Below are 20,406 nucleotides of genomic sequence, written 5' to 3'. Positions count from 1 at the left end.
CTGAAGATGAAGGTTTTTTTTCATAAATACGTACGACAAGAAACCTTAGCGCCAGCGCGACTATTTTTCAGCAAAAACCGAAGTTCAGTATCAATATTGCAGTAACTTGGTTGTTGCCCCACAACAATAAGAACGACCGATCTATCCTTCTCGATAACACAGTTAACGAACGGATTACGGTCGTTATTAAATTGACTTACTCCCGTTAATCCAGCCTTCCTGCCGGAAAAGCGAACGGCGCGCGCGTCATGGCGCGATAGCGGTACGCTGCCAGGACAGCGGTCAGCGCCACGCCAAGTCCCGCGGCAGTCGGCAAAGCCGGCAAGTCCAGCAGCCTTCCCGCAAACAGCGCAACCAGCAGGCAGCCTCCCGCCAGCGCCACCGACAGCAGCCACTGCAGCACCGGATTCCAGCGCGGACGGCGCGCATGGTCGCGCAGCGGGAAGACCAGCGCCGGCAGGGCCAGGCCGCACAGGCAGGCCACCAGCATCAGCGTGTGCCCGTCCGCGCCGGACAGCGTCGCGCACAGCAGGGCCGTGGCCGCCGCCAGCACCCACGCCACCATGCAACTGCGCAGCACCGTCGAGGCCAGCAGGCGGTTGAAGCGCGGTGCGGTGGCAGGCATGGCCGGCGCCAGCCTGAGCAATGGCTGGCCGGCGGGTTTGTCGGTCATGCTCGCCAGCATCAGGGCATGCAACTGGAACAGCAGCAATGGCAGCAGGCTCCAGATCCAGCCCGTCTCGGTCGCCACCTCGGCCGCCCTCGGCAGCCCGCTCAGGTGCACGAATCCCATCAGGCCCAGCCCGACCAGGCCCATGGCGACGATGCCGACGACGATGCTCTCCAGCGGCAGGCCGGGGCCGCTGCCATGCAGCAGCATGGCGCCCAGGTCGCGGCGGCGGCTGGCCTGGTGCAGCGAGCGGGACTGCAACCAGCGCATCACGGCATTCCCCTCGTGATTGTTGAACGCATCCTTGTCGCGCCATATATTGCGCTTTGCCAGCTGGCGCCAATGGCGGTCGCCCGCGCGTGGAAAGATCGCGCGGATGGTCGCCAGGCCAGGCAGCAGCAGCACTGCCGCCGCCAGCGGCAGGAGGACGACGTTTTCCATCATGGCATGCGCCCATCCCGGTATGAGGGACGGCAATCCCACCAAGGGCCAGATCGCGATGATCAGCACCGAGCCGCTCCCGTTGCCAGTGGCCGCCAGCGCCATGCCGAGCGACGCAACCATGGCCCAGAGCACAGGCAGGACCACGTCGGAGGCGCTGCCGGCATTGGCAAGCGCCATGCCTGCGATGCACAGCACCCACAGCGCCATGGCCAGCTCCAGCAGACGGGCCCGCATCGCGGGCACCAGCTGGGCGTTGGCCGGCGAATTGAGCTTGAAGGCGCCGGGCAGGAAACCCCAGGTCCAGGTAAAAAGCGTCAGGAAGCACACCCCATTCGCGCCCCAGCGCGCCGCGGTGGGCAGGCCGTAAACCTTCCCGGCAAGCGCCGCCGCCGCCAGCGACAGCACCGGCACCAGCCACAGCACGACCCGATGGGCACGCGGATGCACCTGCGCCAGCGCCGCCCGCCACAGCAGGCCATACAAGGCCAGGCGCGGGCTCATCGGGTCACCTCGATGAACAGGTCTTCCAGGCTGCGCGGCACGTGCGCGCCGGCCGGCACGTGCTCGGCGGCGCCGTCCAGCAGGTCGTCCAGGTCGCCTTCAAGCACGATGCGGCCGTCCTTCAGGAAGGCGACGTCCAGCGCAACCCGCTCCAGGTCGGTGAGGATGTGGGTCGAGAACACCACCGTGGTGCCGCGCTCGATGACGCCCTCGATCAGCTCGGCCAAAAAGTCGCGCCGGCCGGCCGGGTCGAGCGCCGATACCGGTTCGTCCAGCACCAGCAGTTCCGGGTCATGTGCCAGCGCGCGGATGATCGACAGGCGCTGCTGCTCGCCGCCCGACAGGCGCCGGATCGGCCCGTTGCGCATGGTCAGGTCGATGCCCCAGCGGTCCATCAGGGCGGCGACCTTGGCATCGTTCCAGCGCGGGTACAGGGCCTTGAAGTAGTCCAGCATCTGCAGCGGCGTCATCCAGTCGAACAGGTCGGATTTCTGCGGCACGTAGCCGATGCGGGCGCGGGTTGCGTCCGACAGCGCGGCGGGCGACTCGCCGAACAGCGCGATGCTGCCGCCGTCGATCTCGCGCAGGCCCAGCAGGCATTCCATCAGGGTCGACTTGCCGGCGCCGTTGCGGCCCAGCAGGCCGACCACCTGGCCCGGCCCGACCTCCCAGTCGAGGCCGTCGAGTACGGTCTTGCTGTCGAAGCGGCGGGCGACGCCGCGCATCTGGATCGGGAGTGCGGTCATGGGGATTCCTTCAGGATGGCTTGGAAAAGGGACAAAACGGTATCGGGATCGAGTTCGAGTTCGCGCGCCTCGCGTGCAGCCCGCTCCAGCGTCGGGCGCAGCAATGCCGCGCGGTCGCCCGTAGCGCTGCCGCCGCGCGGATGGTCGGCGACCAGCATGCCGACGCCGCGCCGGCGCTCCAGCACGCCCTCGTGCTCGAGCAGGCCATAGGCCTTGGACACGGTCATCGGATTGACGGCGAGCTGCAGCGCGACGTCGCGCACCGACGGCAGCGCGTCGCCCGGCGCCAGCTGGCCGCCGGCCACCAGCCGGCGCACCTGGTCGACGAGTTGCCGGTAGATCGGCGCGGTTAAACCGGGCACGATCGAGAACAGTTGAGATGGTTGGGGAGCCATGGCGTATTAGTGTATTAGTTGATTGATACACTACCCCCGAATATCTGCCTTGTCAACCACAAAAACATGTGAGCGCTACAGTGACATTTGACGCATATTCAGCGACTTTTAATTGATAGCATCGACCGGTTTGGTATTGGATTTCATAGGATGCACCGTCGCTTCGCCTGCCTGTTCATCGTCTACTCCACCTGCGCCCAAGCCCAGACCCAGGCAAGCGCGCCACCTCAGCAAGTCGTCATCAGCGGCGCCCAGACCGACGTCGAGGCGGGCCAGGATTTTGTCGCCGGCAAGATCGTCATCGGCCAGAAGAAGATCGCCGACAGCGGCCTGCAGAACACCGGCGAACTGCTGCGGCGCGAGCCCGCCATCAGCGTCGACAAGAGCGGCCGCATCGGCCTGCTCGGCCTGCCCGGCTACACCCAGGTGCTGGTCGACGGCCAGCCCCCGGCGGGCGACTTCATGAACATCGACCTCACGCGCGTCGAGCGCATCGAGATCGCCAAGACCACGTTTGCTGCCACCGGCCCGTTCGGGATCGCCGGCACCATCAACATCGTCCTGCGCAAGGCGCAGCGCAAGGCTGCGTCCAGATTGACCGGTAACGCGCGCACCGAAGGCGGCAGGAAGGGCATGGACCTGACCTGGTCGAGCACCGCCGTGAGCGATGGCTTCAGCCACACCTTCACGCTGTCGCGCTGGCGCAGGCTGTCCACCGCGCACAGTGACTATGTGCAGACCAGCGAACGGCCGGGCACGGGCGTGATTCGTGAGTACGAAGGCGAGGCACATACCCCCGGCCTGTACGAGTCGGTCAGTGCGAGCAGCGTGCTGGCCTGGACCCTGGATGCGAATCACACGCTCACCTTCAGCCCGAGTCTCGCGCGTTTCAATATCGACGGCGACAGCCAGGAACGACGGCGCTGGATGTCCGGCCTGAACTCTCTGGCAAACCAGATAGCTACCCACCCCACGAACAATGTGCACCTGCCCTTGCAGTGGAACTGGAGGATCGACGCCGACAGCAGCCTGGCCGTCAAGCTGGTCGCGAGCGGCACGCGCGCGGACAGCCGCCGGCGCAGGGACGAGCTGTGGTCGCCGGGTGGCCCGCGCCAGCGTATAAACAACCAGGACAACAGCACGCGCAACTACATGCTCGACCTTGATTACGCCCTCGAGACCGAGGATGGCCACAGGATTACCGCCGGCGCCAAGTTCGCGCGCAATGAAAGCGATGGCAGCTACACCGATCTGGTCGACGGCCTGCCAGACACCAGCCTGGCCGTGCTGGGGCCCGACACATCATCCCACCTGACCAGTGCGCGGCTGTTCATCCAGGACGAGTGGCGGATCAACCGGCGCTGGGCCGTCAACCTGGGCGCATCCGGCGAACGGCGCCGTTACCAGTTGGTCGAGGGCCCGGCCAGAAACCGACCGCGATTCGACCTGTGGTCGCCGTCGGCGCACGTTTCGCACCGCGTGGGCGGCAATCGCAAGCGGCAGCTCAGGGCCTCGCTGGCCCGCAGTTACCGCGCACCCTTCTTCGACGAACTGCTGCTGCGTCCCACGATCAATCCGTATGCGCCCTGCCCGGCCCAGGGGCTGTGCGGCGCCAACGGCATCGACCTGGCCGACAGCAGCGGCAACCCCGCCCTGCGGCCGGAACGCGCGCTCGGCCTGAACCTGTCGTATGCGCACGGATTCGGCCGCGACAGTGAAGTCAGCGTGGAACTCTACGCACGCGATATCAGCGACAAGAATGCCCAGGAAGTCGCGCTGGTGGACGTGCCCTGGGCCAGCGCGCCGCGCTACGTGATCCGCCAGGCCAACCTGGGCCAGGCGCGGGTGCGCGGCCTGGACCTGGAAGCACGCCTGGCGGGCAAGGATTTTTCGCCCACGCTGGCGCACCTGGAACTGAGCGGCAGCATTGGCCTGGCCGATTCGACCTTGAGCGAGCTGCCTGGCCCCGACAACCATATCGCCGGCCAATCGCCCTGGCGCGCCAAGCTCGGTGGCAGCTATTCGCTGCAATCGCTGCCTTTGACACTGGGCTTCGATGCCAGCTACCTGCCCGAGGACTGGGTGCGCAGCAGCGGCAGCCAGCGCGTGTATGAATCGAGCCGGCCCACGCTGAACCTGAATGCGAGCTGGAATGTCAGCAAGGCCACCGTGTTGCGACTCAACCTCGACAACCTGCTACCCCAGCGCAAGTCGCGCATCGACGAATTCCAGGAGCGGGACAGCATCGTCCGTCTCTCTACCTGGAATGCCAACCACGCGCGCATCGTGGTGCGTTTCGAAACCAGTCTATGAACCGGAAAGGAAAACCATGAAACAGATACTCCTCCTGTGCGCACTCGCGTGCGCGTTCACCACAACCGCCTCGGCCCAGACCGGCGAGCGGCCCAAGAGCGAATGCCTGAAGGCCTGCAATGCGCAGGAAGGGTTCAAGGGGATGGAGCGAATCGAGCGCAAGCTGGCCGAGGTACGCGACAAGAAGAAGGATGAAACCGATCCGCGCAAGCTGGAACAGCTGGCCGAACAAGAGCAGGACCTGGTCGACGAGCGCGATGACCGGCGCCAGGATGTGTGCAACTATATCTGCGAACACAACCCGGCGGGATGATGCACGATTAGTCGCGCCACTCGTAAGGCAGCCCCACGTAGTTCTCGGCGATCGTCGTCCGCCCGGCCTGCGAACCGGCCAGGTAATCGAGTTCGGCCAGTCGGATGCGGTGTGCGAACACATCGTCGTCCAGCTTATGCAGCAGGCTCGTCATCCACCACGAGAAGCGCTCGGCCTTCCAGATGCGGCGCAGGCTCAGTTCGGAATACCGGTCCAGTACATCCACATCGCCCGTGCGGTAGCGTTCGCACAGCACCTTGTATAGCGTGTGGACGTCGCTGGCGGCCAGGTTCAGGCCCTTGGCGCCGGTCGGGGGCACGATGTGGGCAGCGTCGCCGACCAGGAACAGGCGTCCGAAGCGCATCGGCTCGGCCACGAAGCTGCGCAGCGGCGCGATGCTCTTCTCGATCGACGGACCGGTGACCATGCGCGCGCCGATCTCCTCCGGCAGGCGGGCCCGCAGCTCGTCCCAGAAACGCCCGTCCGACCACTGCTCGACCTTGTCGTCGAGCGGACACTGGACGTAGTACCGGCTCAGCATCTCGTTGCGCATGCTGCACAGCGCGAAGCCGCGTTCGTGGTTGGCGTAGATCAGCTCATGATCGACCGGCGGCGTGCGCGATAGCACGCCCAGCCAGCCAAACGGGTAGACGCGTTCATAGCAGGTAATGCGGCCAGGATCCACCGAGCGGCGCGACACGCCATGGAAGCCGTCGCAGCCGGCGATGTAGTCGCAGGCGATCTCGCAGCGCACGCCGTCCTTGGTATAACTGACCCGCGGCGCCGGCCCGTCGCTGTCATGCAGTTGCACGTCCAGCGCCTCGTACACGGTCTGCGCGCCGCTGGCGGCGCGCGCATCCATCAGGTCGCGCGTGACTTCGGTCTGGCCATACACGGTGACCGTCTTGCCGCCGGTGAGCCCCTTCAGGTCGATGCGCTCGGCGCGGCCGCCGAAAGACAGCATGAACCCCTCGTGCACATGGCCTTCGCGCGCCATGCGTTCGCCGGCGCCGGCTTCGTGCAGCAGGTCGACCATCCCCTGCTCGAGCACCCCGGCGCGAATCCGCCCCAGCACATACTCGGGCGTGCGCGCCTCGAGGATGATGTTGTCGATGCCGTGCTTGTGCAGCAACTGGCCCAGCAGCAGGCCGGACGGGCCGGCGCCGATGATCGCTACCTGTGTCTTCATGCCTGTTCTCCTCCCGCTTCGTTTGCCTGCACCACGCGCTGTTCGATGGAACCGAACGGCGCCCCGCCGTCGCGCGTGCGCGCCTCCATCCGCACCCGGTCGCCAAAGCGCATGAAGGCGGTGCGCGGCGCGCCATGGTCGAGCACCTCGATCACGCGCCGCTCGGCGATGCAGGCCGAGCCGACCGCGCGGTCGACGTTCGACACAGTGCCGGAACCGACGATGGTGCCGGCGCCCAGGCTGCGGGTGCGCGCCGCGTGCGCGATCAATTCACCGAAGCTGAAATTCATCTCGCCGCCGTTCGGCTGGCCAAAGTGCGCATCGTTCCAGGCCACGTGCAGGTCGAGGTGCACGCGCCCGTCGCGCCAGTCGTCGCCCAGTTCGTCGGGCGTGATCGCGACCGGCGCGAAGCTGGTCGACGGCTTGGCCTGCAGGAAGCCGAAACCACTTGCCATCTCGCGCGGGCCCAGCGCGCGCAGGCTCCAGTCGTTGACCTGGACCAGCAGGCGCACGCGCTCGAGGGCCTGCGGCGCCTGGGTGCCCATCGGAACCCGGTCGAGGATCACGCCAAATTCTCCCTCGAAGTCGATGCCCAGCGATTCGGAAGGCAGCGGTACGTCGTCGTGCGGCCCCAGGAAATCGTCCGAGGCGCCCTGGTACATCACGGGAATGGTGCCGAAATCCGGAATCGGCGCGGTATTGAAGGCGCGCTCCATCAGGCGTCCGTGATTCAGGAAGGCCGAGGCGTCGCACCACTGGAAGCTGCGCGGCAAGGGCGCAGCGCAGGCGCTCGGATCGAAGTCGAAAGCATCCGCCGCGTCGCCGGCATTGAGCGCGGCGTACAGCCGCTCCAGGCCGGGAGCGACCGCCTCCCAGCGTTCCAGCGTATCGCGCAGGCTGGGCGCCAGGTGACCGGCATCCACGGCCCGATTCAGGTCGCGCGAAACGACCACCAGGCGCCCGTCCGGCCGCTCGCAACGAAGACTGGCCAGCTTCATGGCTGCCCTCCCCCACTGCTGCGCGGCAGCGCCTGCAGCGCGGAGTCAACGATCGCCACCGCCCGCGTCCAGCCGGCCGAGCCGGCGCGCACCTTGTGCGGGAAGCAACTGATGTAGAAGCCATGGGGCGGCAGCGCCTCGAGATTGTGCAGCTTCTCCAGGTGGCAGTAGCCGATGTCGCGGCCAGCCTTGTGACCTTCCCAGATCAGGGACTTGTCGCCGGTTTCGGCGATCTTCTTCGCGGTGTACGAGAATGGCGCATCCCAGCTCCAGGCATCGGTGCCGGTCAGGCGTACGCCGCGCTCGAGCAGGTACATGGTCGCTTCATAGCCCATGCCGCAGCCGGCCTGGACGAAATCGTTATGGCCGTAGCGGCTGCCGGCGCGGGTATTGACCACCACGATGTCGAGCGGCTGCAGCTCGTATCCGATGCGCGCCAGCTCGGCCTCGACATCAAGCGCGGTGGCAACATAGCCGTCCGGGAAGTGACGGAAGTCGAGCTTGACGCCCGGCTGGAAGCACCACTCGAGCGGTACTTCGTCGATCGTGATCGACTTCTTCTTTTCACCCGTTTTCGCGTCCATCGTCGAATGGAAGTGGTACGGCGCGTCGAGGTGGGTGCCGCTGTGGGTGGTCATGGTCACCCATTCGGCGGCGGCGGCCTCGCCGTCCGGATAGTCGGCCGCGGTGGTGCCCGGGATCATGGCGATGAACTCGTGCAGCGTTTCCTGGTGCGTCTGGTAGGTGATCTTCGGCGCCAGCGGCGGCGGGTCGGACAGGACCTCGTTCTCGAGGTAGATCGAGAGGTCGATGAAGGTGCGGCTCATGCCGGTACTCCGGCGTCATGGAATGTCATAGGGTGTCTCCTCCTCGCCTTGGCGGCGAATGTCGATGGTTTCGTCGATATGCAGCGTCACGCGCTGCAGCCCCTGCCCCAGGCAGGGCCCCAGCGTGCACACGCCGGTGGCGATGTCGAACTGGGCGCCGTGGGCCGCGCACACGATGCGCGTGCGCGCCGCGTCCAGGTAGGCGTCCTTGCGCCACGCCAGCGGCGTGTCGACGTAATGCGGGCAGGCGTCGCGCCAGCCGTGCACCTGTCCCTCGTGGCGCACCACCAGCACGGTATCGATCCCGTCGTTCCAGGGATCGAAGCCGCGCGCCTCGCCTTCGCCCAGTTCGTCGGCGCGGCACAGGCGCGCCACGCCGTCGCTCGCGCTCAATGGCGTTCGCCGGCCCCGGCGGCGCCCGGCGGCGGACCGCCCGGCGCCCACTTGTCGCGCTGCTGGAACAGGAACAGCTGCGAGGCGTCGGCGCACATGCCGACCTCGCGCGCCACCCAGGCTTCGTCGTGCAGGTCCATGTCGGCGTCGTACTCGACGTGGCAGCCGAGCGGGCTGTTGAAGTACCAGAACCAGTTCGAGCCCATCTTGTGCCGGCCCGGGCCCCAGAACGACTGGTAGCCCTTGTTCACGAAGCGGGTGCCGGCCAGCATGACCTCGGTCGGGCCGCCCATGTGGAAGGTGAAGTGCTCGCAGCCCTTCATGAACGGCGGGGTCTGGATCAGGAACAGCGTGTGGTGGTCGGGCGTGCCGGCCGGCCGCAGGAAAGGACCGGCGCCGAGCAGGCGGTCGGTGCACACGAATCCGAGGCGCGCATAGAAGGCCTCGGCCTTGGCCGCATCGGGCACGAAATACACCACGTGCGACAGCGAGCGCGGCAGCGCCACGGCGTCCTCGTCCACCGCGACCACGTTCGGCGCGCGCTGCGGCGGCGCGCCCGGTGCATTGATCGCCTCGGCCGGCAGGTCGAGCGGGCGGCGCACGCTGACCTGGAAGCCGAGCACGAAGCCCATGTCGTCCTGCGCCTCGATGCTGCCATCAGGCAGGCGCTTGACCGCGCGGTCCTTCTCCAGCTCTTGCGCGATTTGTTCGACCGTCGCCTGGTCGGCCACGCCATACACCGTCTTGCGCAGCATGCTGGCCGTGCCCATGGTCGGCGGCAGCGCCGCGTCGTCCTTGTGGGCGATGACGATGCCGGTGCCGTCCAGCGCCTCGAAACGTCCGCCGGCGGCGCTCGCGTCGATGGGCTTGAGGCCGTAGTCTTCCAGGTATTGGGCACAGGCGGCGACGTCGTCCACGCCGAAGACCAGGGTATCCGGTCCGATGATGTTCATGGTGATTCCTTGTTCGGTAAAGTGGACAGTCAGAGCGCGGTGCGCCCGCCCAGGGTTTCGGCGACCCAGTCGGCGATGTACGCGCCGGCATTGGACGAATTGTCGAAGCTCGAATGCTGCACGCCGCCCTCGCGCTGGGTGAAGATCTTCAGTTCGCGTTGCGGGCTGTTGACCAGCTGTTCGTAGGTGCGCTCGGCCCAGTGCAGCGGGATCTGCGAATCGCGCTCGCCATGAGTGACCAGGAACGGCACCTTGATGCGATCCAGCACGCCGTCCAGGTGCACGTTCTCGGCGATGCGCATGAAGTCGTCCATGTCTTTCGCGCCCCACACCCAGCGCACGTGCTCCCAGTAGTGCGGCACCGGGAAGTCGCCCTCGCGCGCCAGGCGCTTCTTCTGGACGTCGCGCCAGTCATGGTTGGCGCCCCACACCACGCCGCAGGCGAAGCGAGGCTCGAAGGCGACCGCGCGCGGGCAGTAGTAGCCGCCCAGCGACACGCCTTCGAGGCCGATGCGGCGCGGGTCGACGTCGTCGCGCGTCTCGAGCCAGTCAACCACCTTGCTGGCCCAACGCTCGCTGTCGTACACGGCATGCATGCCGTGCAGGCGCAGTGCTTCGCCGGTGCCAGGCTGGTCGATGATCAACGACGAGATGCCGCGCTGCGCCAGCCAGCGCGGCAGGCCGACGCGGTATTTGAGTTCCTTGCTCGAATCGAGGCCGTTGACCTGCACCAGCAATGGCGCCGGGCCGCTCACGCCTTCGGCGCGCACATAGAGACCTGAAATATGCGTGTCGCCATACGGGATCTCGACCCGTTCGCAGTTCTCGCCGGCCAGTTTGATGCCGCGTGCGAACACGGACAGGAAGTGCTTGTACAGGTCGAGGCGCCCGGGAGCATCGTGCGCCTGCAGGCGTTCGGCGATCATCAGGTAGGTGGCGGCGCGGCCATACTTGTCGCCGGCCGAGATCAGCCGCCCGCGCGCCTCGTCTTCTTCGGCCAGGCCGCACAGCTTGTCGGCCATGCGGGTCCAGGTCTCACGAAACGCCGCGGTGCCGGCGGCGTCGGGCTGCTTCGCCGCGTCCTGCAGCGGTGCGCACATTTCCTCGATCTCGCCGATGCGCGCACCCATCTCGATGGCCAGGTCGACGGACAGGTTCCATGGATAATTCGTGGGGAAGTATTTGAACATGTAGTCTCGTTTTCGATGTAGTCAACGCGCAGGCATGCATGCATATGCTGCTGCGCTTGTCGAGCTACTGTACGGGCAGGAAAACGGGACGGGAAATGGATTGTTGCAATACGTGGCATCGGCCCCGTCAATAGCAGGGCGCGACGCCAGGTCGGGAGGCTCAGTCGGCGGCGTGCATTGCCGCAACCGCCTCGTGCATCACCTCGCGCAGCCAGACGATGCCGGGATCGAAGGCGCGGTACTTATGCCATTGCATGAACTGGCGCATCGGCGCGGTGGGCACCGGCAGCGGATGGATCACCAGCGGCAGCAGGCGCGCGGCCTGGCGCGCCAGGCGTTCATGCACGGTGGCGATGCGGTCGGTCGCGACCACCAGCCCGGCGGCCGAGGTGAAGCTGAAGGTGGTGACTTCGATGCGGCGTTCCACGCCCTCCTGCTGCAGCGCGAGGTGGTCGAACGCATGCTGGTTGTGGCCGGGCGAGACGGCGACGTGGCCGGCCGCGGTGTACTGGGCCAAAGTCAGCGGCCCCTGCGCCAGCGGGCTGCCGTTCCACACCACGCAACTGAGCTGCTCCTCGAACAGCGGCTCGGTGGGATGAGTGGGCGAGCAGTAGCGTTCGGGGATGACCAGCAGGTCGACCTCGCCGCGCTCCATCGCGCGCTCGGGCTCGCGCGCCTGCGGCTGCAGCCTGAAACGCACGTTCGGCGCTTTTTTCTGCGTCAGGGCGAGCATGTGCGGCAGCACGGTCTGCAAGGTGAAATCGGACACGAACAGGGTGAATTCGCGGTCCGAGCTGGCGTAGTCGAACACCGGCGAGGTGGCGACGGCGATATCGACGCGCAGCAGCACGTCGCGCACGCTCTCCTGCAGCATCTGGGCGCGCGGGGTCAGGTCCATGCGCCGGCCCACCTGCACCAGCAGGTCGTCTTCGAAATACTGGCGCAGGCGCGACAAGGCATTGCTCATGGCGCTCTGGCTCATGTGCATGCGCTCGGCGGCGCGGCTGATGTTCTTTTCGGCGAGCATCGCGTCGAGCGCGACGAGCAAATTCAGATCGAGTTTATTAAAGCGCATGCGGCCGGCGTGTCTCCACCTTGTTCGAGGATGCACGCGGCAGTGCCGCGCACCGGCCCATCATAAGCCGGTTGCGGCTGCTTGACAACGGATCGCCACGGTCTTTACTTCTGCTGCAGGATCCATTTGGCGATCGTCGCGGCGTCGGCCTCCGACACCTGGGGATTCGGCGGCATCGGGATCGGCCCCCACGCGCCGCTGCTACCCTTGCGAATCTTGAGCGCGAGCGCGGCTTCGGCGTCCTTCTGTCCCTTGTACTTGGCCGCCACGTCCTTGTAAGCGGGCCCGATCATCCTGGTGGCGACCGCATGGCATGCCATGCAGTTGTTCGCCTTCAGCAGCGCCTCGTTCGCCAGCGCTCCCTGGCTGGTCGCCAGCGCCAGCAGGCCTGCAGCTGCAATCCACTTCATCTAATAATCCTCTCTTGTCAGTGCCGGCCGGCCGAAGCCGAGGCGCTCGACATAGAACGCTCGGGCACGGGCGGCGTCGGGCACGAAATGCACCACGTTCGACAGCGAGCGTGGCAAGGTCGCCTCGGCCAGCCTGACGGGCCGCCGCACGCTGACCTGGAAGCCCAGCAACAAGCCCATGTCGTCGACCGTCTCCAGGCTGCCGTTGGCCAGCCGCCGCACTTCACGGTCACGCCTCAGCTCATGCGCGATCGCCTCCAGCGTGGCGCCGGTGTCGACGCCATACACCGTCTTGCGCAGCATGCCGGCCGTGCCAGCCGACGGCGGCAGCATCGGGTCGTCCTGGTGGAACAGCACGACCCCGGTGCCGTCGAGCGCCTCGAAACGCTGGCCCCATTCATCGGTCGATACCGGCTTGAGCCCGTAGCCGACCAGGTAGCGCGCGCAGGCATCGACGTCGTCGACCCCGAACACCAGCGTGTCCGGTCCGATGATGTTAATCCCGCGTCCTCGCGCCGCGCTCAGAAGTTATACGTCGCGCGCAGGCCGAAGGTACGCGGATCGCCGATGTGGAAGCCGCCCGGCACCCGGCTCTCGATCTTGATCTCGTTTTCCAGGTTGCGTGCATACAGCTGGGCGCTCCACTCGCCGCCCGGGCTGGTATACCCCAGCGTCAGGTCGGTGCGGTAGAACGACGGCTGGCGATAACGGATGCCCACCGACGGATCGCTGATCAGGTACGAGGTCGAGTGGCGCGTGTCGATCGTGGCCGTGATGTCGGCGCCGCTGGCCAGTGCGAAGTGGTGGGTGTATCCCAGGCCGATGGTGGCGCTCGGTGCGCGGTCCAGCGGCTTGTCCGAGAAATCGACGCTCAGGGTCGGACGGTAGTCGCCGAACTTGGCGTCGGTGAACGCCATATTGGTGCGCAGGGTGCCGTCGGCCGTGACGCGCAGCTTGCCTTCGAGTTCCAGGCCATTGATGGTGGCGTCGGAGGCGTTGGTCGTGTTGGTATTGCACGATGCCGGATCGTTGGTCAGGCAGGTGGCCGCGCTCAGCTGCATGTCCTTGTAGTCGTAGCGGAACACGGTCGCTGCCAGCTGCAGCTTGTTGTCCAGGAAGCGGCCTTTCAGGCCCGCCTCGTACGACTTCAATTTTTCTGGCTTGTAGATCGACGAGCCGGAGGCTGCGTTGAAGCCGCCCGCCTTGTAGCCGGTCGACACATTGGCATACACCATCACGTTGGGACGCAGGTCGTGGTCGATGCCGACGCGCCAGCTGGTGTCGCTGAACTTGACGTCCGCCTGGTAGGCGTTCGGGCTGACGCCCGTGACCGGCGAGATGGCCGCGCCGGCCAGCGTGTCCGCGCCGTACTTGCGGTCGCGGGTTTCGCGCGCGCCGAGAGTCAGGCGGGTATCCTGGCGCAGGTCGTAGGTGGCCTGGGCGAACACCGCTTTCGAGGTATTTTCCGCTTCGGCGTCGAACGGCACCAGCACGTTCAGCGGGCCGGGCGGAATCCGGGCATAGGTCGTCAGGTTGGCCTTACGCGTGATTTCGTCGGTGAAGTAATAGGCGCCCGCGACCCAGCGCAGCGGTCCGGTGCCGGTCGAGTTGAAGCGCAGCTCGTGCGAGGTCGACTGGCTCTCGCCGGTGGCGTCGCGGGTGAACGGGAAGCCGAAATAGACGCCGTTGTCCAGGTTGTTCAACTCGGTGTCCATATGCGCCAGCTGGTAGGTGACGTCGACCGCGCCGAGCGTGGTCTTGAATTCGCCGCGCAGCGAATCGATCTTGTGGTCGCGATAGGCGTCGCGGCCGCCGTTCCTGAACTCCCAGGCCGCGGTGCGCTGGGCATCGTCGCCGCGGTCGACGTAGACCGGGTTGAGCAGGTTGTTGCCGCGGCCCGCCGGCGTCAGCGGCAGCGTGCCGGTCGGCGTGCCAGTGAAGAAGTTCGTCACCGGCACCGGCGAGATGCCATTGCCCTTGATGCGGCTGGTCTCGGCGGTCAGCAGCAGACTGGTGGTGGCATTGAAGTCGGCCAGCAGGTGCACGCGGCCCGAGCGGTCGTCCTGGTTTTCCAGGTGGTCGGCATTTGGGCCCGGCTTCAGATAGGTGTCGCGCTTGTTGCCGTTGACGGCGGCGCGCAGGGCGAACATATCGTTGATCGGCACGTTGATCATGCCGTCGACGCGCCTGGTGTTGTAGTTGCCGACTTCGAGGCCGATGCGGGCTTCCAGCTTCTTGGTTGGCTTGGCGGTGATCACATTGATGGCGCCGGCGGTGGCGTTGCGGCCATACAGCGTGCCTTGCGGGCCGCGCAGCACCTCGACCCGGTCCAGGTCGTAGAAGGCGACGCCCTGCGCCTCCAGGCGCGGTATGTAGGCGCCGTCGACGTGGAAGGCCGACGAGGGATCGCCCTTTTCCGTCATGTCCATGCTGGTCACGCCGCGGATCGCGATCTGCAGCATACCGCCTTCCGATGCGATCTGCACATTGGGCAGGGTGCTGGTCAGGCCGCGCGGGTCGTTGATGCCGGCGTCCTTCAGGTCTTCGCCCGACAGCACCGACAGCGCGATCGGGGTTTTACTGGCTGGCTGCGCCACCTTCTGCGCGGTGACGATCACTTCCTGCACGCCGCCGTCGTCGGCCGGGGCCGGGGTCTGGGCCATGGCGGCAGTCGCGCCGGACAAGAAACCAACTGCGAGAAGCGACCTGGCGAGCAAAGTCAGCTGGGGAACGTTCATTGAGTATCTCCTTTATTGGCGCGGCAATTCTCGAGTGCCGGTCGGTTGTGTATGCGAAAAAAATGATATGCGCTTTCCCGCGTTTTCCTGTAACGCTTTATGTGGATAGCAGGCATTTGTCTGGTGAATAGGATGGACCTCGCACGGGCGTGAAAAAACGGCCTCGCAAGTGCTCTTGCGAGGCCGCTGCCGCGGTGAAGCGGGTTTATTCCGGAAGCCGGGTCCAGGCTCCTCCGGCGCGCGAGGACGCCTGCACGGTTTCGATGAACTGCACGCCGCGCAAGCCGTCGTCGATGGTCGGGAATTGCGCCGCGCCGGGGTCGCCGCCGTCCCTCCTGGCAATCAGGTGGCAGGCGATCTCGCTGTACAGCGAGGCGAAGGCGCCGATATACCCTTCCGGATGCCCGGCTGGTATGCGGCTCAGGCGGCGCCCCGCCTCGTTCATCGCCGCGCTGCCGCGGGTGACGATGCGGGTCGGCTCGCCCAGCGGCGTCCAGCGCAATTCATTGGGCTGCTGCTGCGCCCATTCGATGCCGCCCTGGCTGCCGAACACGCGGATGCGTAACTCGTTTTCGTGGCCGGGCGCCACCTGGCTGGCCCACAGCATGCCGCGCGCGCCGTTCGCATAGCGCAGCAGGACTTGCACGTCGTCGTCGACAGCGCGCCCCGGCACGAAGGAATGCAGCTGCGCGGCCAGCGATTCGAGCGGCGATCCGACGATGGTGTCGGCCAGCTGCCAGGCGTGCGAGCCGATGTCGCCGATCGCGCCGCCGCCGCTGCGCGCGGGGTCGGTGCGCCAGGCCGCCTGCTTTTGCCCGCCCTGTTCGAGCGGCTCGGCCAGCCAGTCCTGGGCGTACTCGACCTGCACGATGCGCAGCTGTCCCAGCACGCCGTCGCGCACCATCTGCTGGGCGTGGCGCACCATCGGGTAGGCCGAGTAGTTGTGGGTGACGGCGAACAGCAGGCCGCGCTCCTTCGCCAAGGCCTGCAGCGCGCGCGCATCCTCGCTATTGGTGGTGACCGGCTTGTCGCAGATGACGTGGATGCCCGCTTCCAGGAAAGCGCGCGCCACCGGCGCATGCAGGTGGTTCGGCGTCACGATGCTGACCGCCTCGATGCCGTCCGGGCGGGCGGCTTCCTTCAGCGCCATCTCCTGGTAGCTGTCGTAGATGCGGTCCGGGTCCAGGCCCAGCATGCGCCCGGAGCGCTGGGCCGCATCAGAGGTCGACGACAACGCCCCGGCCAGCAGTTCGTAGCGGTCGTCGAGCCGCGCCGCATGGCGGTGCACGGCGCCGATGAAGGCGCCCTCGCCACCGCCGACCATGCCCAGCCGCACGCGGCCGGGAAAAAGGGTTTCACTCATCATGACTCCTGCTCAAACCCAGCATGCGCAGATTGCGCTGCGGATCGGCGCCGCTGCCCGCGAAATCGTCGAAGGCCTTGTCGGTGACGCGGATGATGTGGTCGCGGATGAAGGCCACGCCCTCGGCCGCGCCCTGCTCGGGATGCTTGAGGCAGCATTCCCATTCCAGTACCGCCCAGCCCTTGAAATCGTATTGCGCGAACTTGGAAAAGATTGCCTTGAAGTCGACCTGGCCGTCGCCCAGCGAACGGAAACGCCCGGCGCGGTCCTGCCACGACTGGTAGCCCGAGTACACGCCCTGGCGCGCATCGGGCCGGAACTCGGCATCCTTCACATGCATGACCTTGATGCGCTCGTGATAGCGGTCGATGAAGGCCAGGTAATCGAGCTGCTGCAGCAGGAAGTGCGAGGGATCGTAGGCGATGGCCAGGCGCGGGTGGTTATCGACCCGCTCCAGCAGCATCTCGAAGGTGGCGCCGTCGAACAGGTCTTCGCCCGGGTGCAGCTCGAAGGCGAGATCGACGCCGGCTGCGTCATACGCATCCAGGATCGGGCGCCAGCGCCGCGCCAGCTCGTCGAAGGCGGTCTCGATCAGGCCGGGCGGACGTTGCGGCCAGGGGTAGAGATACGGCCAGGCCAGGCTGCCCGAAAAACTGATCGAGGCCGTCAGGCCCAGGTTGGCCGAGGCTTTCGCGCCCAGCAGCATCTGCTGCACCGCCCATTCCTGGCGCGCCGCCGGGCGGCCGCGCAGCTCGGGCGGGGCGAAACCGTCGAAGGCTTCGTCATAGGCTGGATGCACCGCCACCAGCTGGCCTTGCAGATGGGTACTCAGCTCGGTGATGGCGACGCCGTTGGCGCGCGCCACGCCGGCGATCTCGTCGCAATAGGTCTTGCTCTCGGCCGCCAGCGCCAGGTCGAACAGGCGCTTGTCGCCCGAGGGCAGCTGCACGCCCTCGTAGCCAAGACCACCGGCCCAGCGGGTGATCGCCTCCCAGCTGTCGAACGGCGCCTGGTCTCCCGTGAACTGGGCCAGGAAGATCGCCGGCCCCTTGATGGTGGTGCTCATGTACGCTCCCGCGTCAAACCGTGGTCTCGATCGTGCAGCTGGTCACCGGGCTCCACGGCAGGTAGGAAATACGCAGCTGCACCGAGGCCGTCACCTTGTGCGCGCCCGGCGCCAGGCCGCCCGGCTGCGCGACCGTGATGTGGGCGACTTCGCCGAATTCCCAGCGCTCTTCATAGACCGTTTCCAGTTCGTCCAGGGTCCAGGTCTTGCCGCGCACCGAGAAACGGATCTGCTCGCGCGGCACCTTTTCGCCGTCGATCGCGAGACCGATGTCCTCGACCGCCGACAGGGTCTGGCCGCGGTAGTATGGCAGGCGGGCGCCAAGCTCGAAACCGATCACACCTTCGTCGGTGCGGGTATTGCGGACGCTGTCCGGGAAAATGATGTGTTGATCGTACATGGTCGCTTCTCCTCAGACTTCGCCCAACAGGCGCTTGAACATCTCTTGCTGGCGGCGTACCTGCTCGCGGCCGTCGACTTCGAACGCATCCTCGATATGGCGCTGTCCCTCGTATTCGCTGGACAGGTGGCCATCGTAGCCGCCCTCGAGCAGCACCGCGACGATTTCGTCGTAGGGGATCGACGGTTCGCGGCCGCTGTCGTCGATCTCGTAGAACTTGGCATGGATATTGAAGATCCACGGCATGAACTCGAGCATGCGGCGCGGATTGCTCCAGATATTATGGCGCAGCGATTCGGCCATCTGCACGTCCACCGCATTGCCGCCCAGCTTGCGCACATCCATGATCACATAATCGGGCAGCACGCGCGCGCCGTAGGCCTGCTCGATGAACTCGACGATCTTCGGGGTGGCGCCGTTACGCAGGAAGCGCTCGCGGAACACCGGCGGATAGCTCTTGAGGTACATGCCCATGTCGGGCACGTAGCCGACGTGGTCCGAGCCCGTGGCGCGGGTCAGTTCGGTATAGCGCAGGATCCATGGATGGTCGAAGTGGAACGGCGAGTGCACCTCGATCCCCATGCGCACGTCGAGTTCCTCGGCCAGCGGCACGCAGGCCACGACCACTTCGGGCGGGGTGTTGACGATGACGCGCAGGTTGCGGCAGCCGATTCTCTTGGCGAAGCGCAGGTCGCGCTGGAGCGAGGCCACCATTTCGTCGAAGCTCAGCTTGCGGTCCTTGTGCAGCTTGATGTCCAGGAACATGTCGTGGCACTGGGCGTAGGCGCCGTGGCGCTCGAGCGACGCGAACCAGCCGTCGACCTGGTCCTGCGGGACGTTCGGGAAACCGGTGAACGATTGTTCGCTGACGACTTCGATGCCATTGGCGCCGAGGCTGGCGGCGTGGGCGATGCAGTCGTCCAGGTTCATCGTGCGCAGGAAGGTCTCGTACTGGTAGCTGTACAGGGAGACGCCGCGCTTGATGCGGTGATTCGTGTTCATGCAAGTCCTTTGAAAAGCGAGGTTCAGATGGAAGCGCGGCTTGGCCGCGGCGTACGCAGGTGCAGGGCGCAGGCGATCAGCGCGCACACGGCCGAGATCACGCCGAAGGCGAGGAAGGCCGCCTGCAGGCTGCCAACCAGGTCGCGCATGATGTTGACCGTGGCCGGCGACAGGAACTGCGCCGCGAAGAAGGCGCTACACCACAGGCCCATGGCGCGGCCCAGGTGTTCGGAGCCGAAGCGGCCGTGCACCCAGGTGATCAGCGAAGGCACGATCATGCCGTTGGCCAGCTGCTGGACGAAGGCGAAGGCCAGCGCGGTCTGGTAGTCGGGCGACATGCCGATGCCGCCCAGGCCGATCGCATAGCACAGGAACACCAGGAAGATCTGGGCTCCGGCGCCGTAGCGGGTGGTGTAGCGGTACAGCACGGCGCCGATCGGCACGCCGATGCTCGGCAAGGCCATCGACAGGCCGATCGATTTCGGATCGGACAGGCCCAGTTCCTTCAGCAGTAAGGAGAAGTTGATCACCTGGACGAAGTAGATCGTCGACAGCAGCACGGTGACGCTGCAGACGATCACGGCGACCTTGAGGGGGAATGCCGACTTCGGCCTGGCGGCAGGCGCGCCCCCCGCTGCATCGGCGGGCCGCTTGCGCGCGGTCGGTTCGAACAGGTAGAACAGGCTGGCCAGGAAGATCGGGATCGCGACGCCGTAGACCAGGAACGGATACTGCCAGCCCTGCGCCGCCAGGAAGCCCGAGCCGGCGATGGTGAGCGTGCCCAGGCAGGAGCCGATCAGGCCCTGGATCATCAGCCAGCGGTGGCGGTCCTTCTCTTCGTAATAGTCGGCCAGCAGCGTGTTGACGACGGTGAGCACGCCCGCCTCGCCGATGCCGATCAGGATGCGGCCGCCGACCACGGCCCAGAAGTTATCGATCAGGAAGGGGCACAGGCCGCCCGCCGCGTACAGGGCCAGGCACCACAGCATCAGCTTGCGCCGCCCGAAGCGGTCGGCGACGACGCCGAAGCCCGGGGCGAACAGCGCGATGCAGGCGCTCGGCGCCGTGATCAGGAGCGGCACCATGGTGCGCGCATTGGGAACGTCGTGGAAGTGCGCCAGCAGGGTGGGCAAGGTGGGCGCCAGGGCCATGATGGCCATCACCGGCAGGAAGCCCGAAAACACCAGGATCCAGCCCTGGCGCCAGTCGGCCTTGCGCAGGACAGGCGCGGCTGTGCCCTGCCCCGCCATGAGGGTGTCGTTGCTGTGGCCGCTCATTGGCATGCCTCCTTTTATTGAAGTTATCACGGCCGGGTGGCCGCCCCTGTCTCGTCGGGAAAGAACATAACCAAAATTATGATATCGCTTTCCCAGGACAGTTCCAACAAAGAAATCGATCTCGCCAGCGGATTTTGTGGATA

Annotated in this window: 19 protein-coding genes and 1 pseudogene; 2 read left to right on the top strand and 18 right to left on the bottom strand. The window is 66.3% G+C overall.

All coding sequences use genetic code 11. The features are described from left to right. Nucleotides 1-205: 205 nt before the first annotated feature. Genes Q9246_RS04555 through Q9246_RS04545 form a run of 3 tightly spaced genes read right to left on the bottom strand, consistent with a single transcriptional unit; the run spans nucleotide 206 to nucleotide 2,756 of the window. Entirely contained in the window at nucleotides 206-1,615 is a 1,410-nt protein-coding gene (locus tag Q9246_RS04555; RefSeq protein WP_306395782.1) for a hypothetical protein, read from the bottom strand. Further along, nucleotides 1,612-2,361 (bottom strand): ABC transporter ATP-binding protein, encoded by a 750-nt coding sequence (locus tag Q9246_RS04550; protein WP_306395781.1) that lies wholly within the window; start codon nucleotides 2,359-2,361, stop codon nucleotides 1,612-1,614. Before Q9246_RS04550 ends, Q9246_RS04555 begins: the two co-directional genes overlap by 4 nt. After that, nucleotides 2,358-2,756 (bottom strand): GntR family transcriptional regulator, encoded by a 399-nt coding sequence (locus tag Q9246_RS04545; protein ID WP_306395780.1) that lies wholly within the window; start codon nucleotides 2,754-2,756, stop codon nucleotides 2,358-2,360. The genes Q9246_RS04550 and Q9246_RS04545 overlap by 4 nt, the downstream gene beginning before the upstream one ends. A 150-nt stretch (nucleotides 2,757-2,906) precedes the next feature. On the opposite strand from Q9246_RS04545, the gene Q9246_RS04540 reads away from it, so the two are divergent. Further along, entirely contained in the window at nucleotides 2,907-5,069 is a 2,163-nt protein-coding gene (locus tag Q9246_RS04540) for a TonB-dependent receptor plug domain-containing protein (RefSeq protein WP_306395778.1), read from the top strand. Nucleotides 5,070-5,085: 16 nt separating this feature from the next. Next, nucleotides 5,086-5,382 carry a hypothetical protein gene (locus Q9246_RS04535; RefSeq protein WP_306395777.1) on the top strand — a complete coding sequence of 99 codons (297 nt, stop codon included), beginning with the start codon at nucleotides 5,086-5,088 and terminating at the stop codon, nucleotides 5,380-5,382. 7 nt (nucleotides 5,383-5,389) lie between these two features. Here Q9246_RS04535 and pobA read toward each other — a convergent pair whose 3' ends face one another. The 15 genes and pseudogenes from pobA to Q9246_RS04460 all read right to left on the bottom strand — a co-directional run bounded on the left by pobA (nucleotide 5,390) and on the right by Q9246_RS04460 (nucleotide 20,263). Beyond that, nucleotides 5,390-6,571, bottom strand: a complete 1,182-nt coding sequence (gene pobA, locus Q9246_RS04530; protein WP_306395776.1) for a 4-hydroxybenzoate 3-monooxygenase — start codon at nucleotides 6,569-6,571, stop codon at nucleotides 5,390-5,392. Beyond that, a complete protein-coding gene (locus tag Q9246_RS04525; protein ID WP_306395775.1) occupies nucleotides 6,568-7,569 on the bottom strand; it encodes a fumarylacetoacetate hydrolase family protein in 1,002 nt (333 codons plus the stop codon). The genes pobA and Q9246_RS04525 overlap by 4 nt, the downstream gene beginning before the upstream one ends. Continuing rightward, entirely contained in the window at nucleotides 7,566-8,396 is an 831-nt protein-coding gene (locus tag Q9246_RS04520) for a cyclase family protein (RefSeq protein ID WP_306395774.1), read from the bottom strand. The genes Q9246_RS04525 and Q9246_RS04520 overlap by 4 nt, the downstream gene beginning before the upstream one ends. Before the next feature lie 15 nt (nucleotides 8,397-8,411). After that, entirely contained in the window at nucleotides 8,412-8,789 is a 378-nt protein-coding gene (locus Q9246_RS04515; protein ID WP_306395773.1) for a Rieske (2Fe-2S) protein, read from the bottom strand. Then, nucleotides 8,786-9,742, bottom strand: coding sequence for a VOC family protein (locus tag Q9246_RS04510; protein WP_306395772.1), 957 nt, complete (start codon nucleotides 9,740-9,742; stop codon nucleotides 8,786-8,788). Before Q9246_RS04510 ends, Q9246_RS04515 begins: the two co-directional genes overlap by 4 nt. 29 nt (nucleotides 9,743-9,771) lie before the next feature. After that, entirely contained in the window at nucleotides 9,772-10,932 is a 1,161-nt protein-coding gene (locus tag Q9246_RS04505; RefSeq protein ID WP_306395770.1) for an alpha/beta hydrolase family protein, read from the bottom strand. A 160-nt stretch (nucleotides 10,933-11,092) separates the two neighbouring features. Then, nucleotides 11,093-12,007, bottom strand: a complete 915-nt coding sequence (locus tag Q9246_RS04500; protein WP_306395769.1) for a LysR family transcriptional regulator — start codon at nucleotides 12,005-12,007, stop codon at nucleotides 11,093-11,095. A 104-nt stretch (nucleotides 12,008-12,111) separates the two neighbouring features. Then, nucleotides 12,112-12,417 (bottom strand): c-type cytochrome, encoded by a 306-nt coding sequence (locus tag Q9246_RS04495; protein WP_306395765.1) that lies wholly within the window; start codon nucleotides 12,415-12,417, stop codon nucleotides 12,112-12,114. 33 nt (nucleotides 12,418-12,450) lie between these two features. Beyond that, nucleotides 12,451-12,918: pseudogene (locus tag Q9246_RS04490) on the bottom strand (VOC family protein); the annotation flags it as partial. Nucleotides 12,919-12,938: 20 nt separating this feature from the next. Beyond that, nucleotides 12,939-15,155 carry a TonB-dependent receptor gene (locus Q9246_RS04485; protein ID WP_306395763.1) on the bottom strand — a complete coding sequence of 739 codons (2,217 nt, stop codon included), beginning with the start codon at nucleotides 15,153-15,155 and terminating at the stop codon, nucleotides 12,939-12,941. Nucleotides 15,156-15,360: 205 nt separating this feature from the next. Next, nucleotides 15,361-16,518 (bottom strand): Gfo/Idh/MocA family protein, encoded by a 1,158-nt coding sequence (locus Q9246_RS04480; RefSeq protein ID WP_306395762.1) that lies wholly within the window; start codon nucleotides 16,516-16,518, stop codon nucleotides 15,361-15,363. Next, nucleotides 16,511-17,584 carry a sugar phosphate isomerase/epimerase family protein gene (locus tag Q9246_RS04475; RefSeq protein ID WP_306395761.1) on the bottom strand — a complete coding sequence of 358 codons (1,074 nt, stop codon included), beginning with the start codon at nucleotides 17,582-17,584 and terminating at the stop codon, nucleotides 16,511-16,513. The genes Q9246_RS04480 and Q9246_RS04475 overlap by 8 nt, the downstream gene beginning before the upstream one ends. Nucleotides 17,585-17,597: 13 nt before the next feature. Next, entirely contained in the window at nucleotides 17,598-17,984 is a 387-nt protein-coding gene (locus tag Q9246_RS04470) for a C-glycoside deglycosidase beta subunit domain-containing protein (RefSeq protein WP_306395759.1), read from the bottom strand. Between the two features lie 12 nt (nucleotides 17,985-17,996). Then, entirely contained in the window at nucleotides 17,997-18,986 is a 990-nt protein-coding gene (locus Q9246_RS04465) for a sugar phosphate isomerase/epimerase family protein (RefSeq protein WP_306395757.1), read from the bottom strand. Nucleotides 18,987-19,009: 23 nt separating this feature from the next. Next, entirely contained in the window at nucleotides 19,010-20,263 is a 1,254-nt protein-coding gene (locus Q9246_RS04460; RefSeq protein WP_306395755.1) for an MFS transporter, read from the bottom strand. Between the last annotated feature and the right edge of the window lie 143 nt (nucleotides 20,264-20,406).

The sequence above is a fragment of the Telluria beijingensis genome (genome assembly GCF_030770395.1).
Taxonomy (GTDB): domain Bacteria; phylum Pseudomonadota; class Gammaproteobacteria; order Burkholderiales; family Burkholderiaceae_D; genus Telluria; species Telluria beijingensis.
This window is presented reverse-complemented; position numbering and strand designations above follow the sequence as displayed.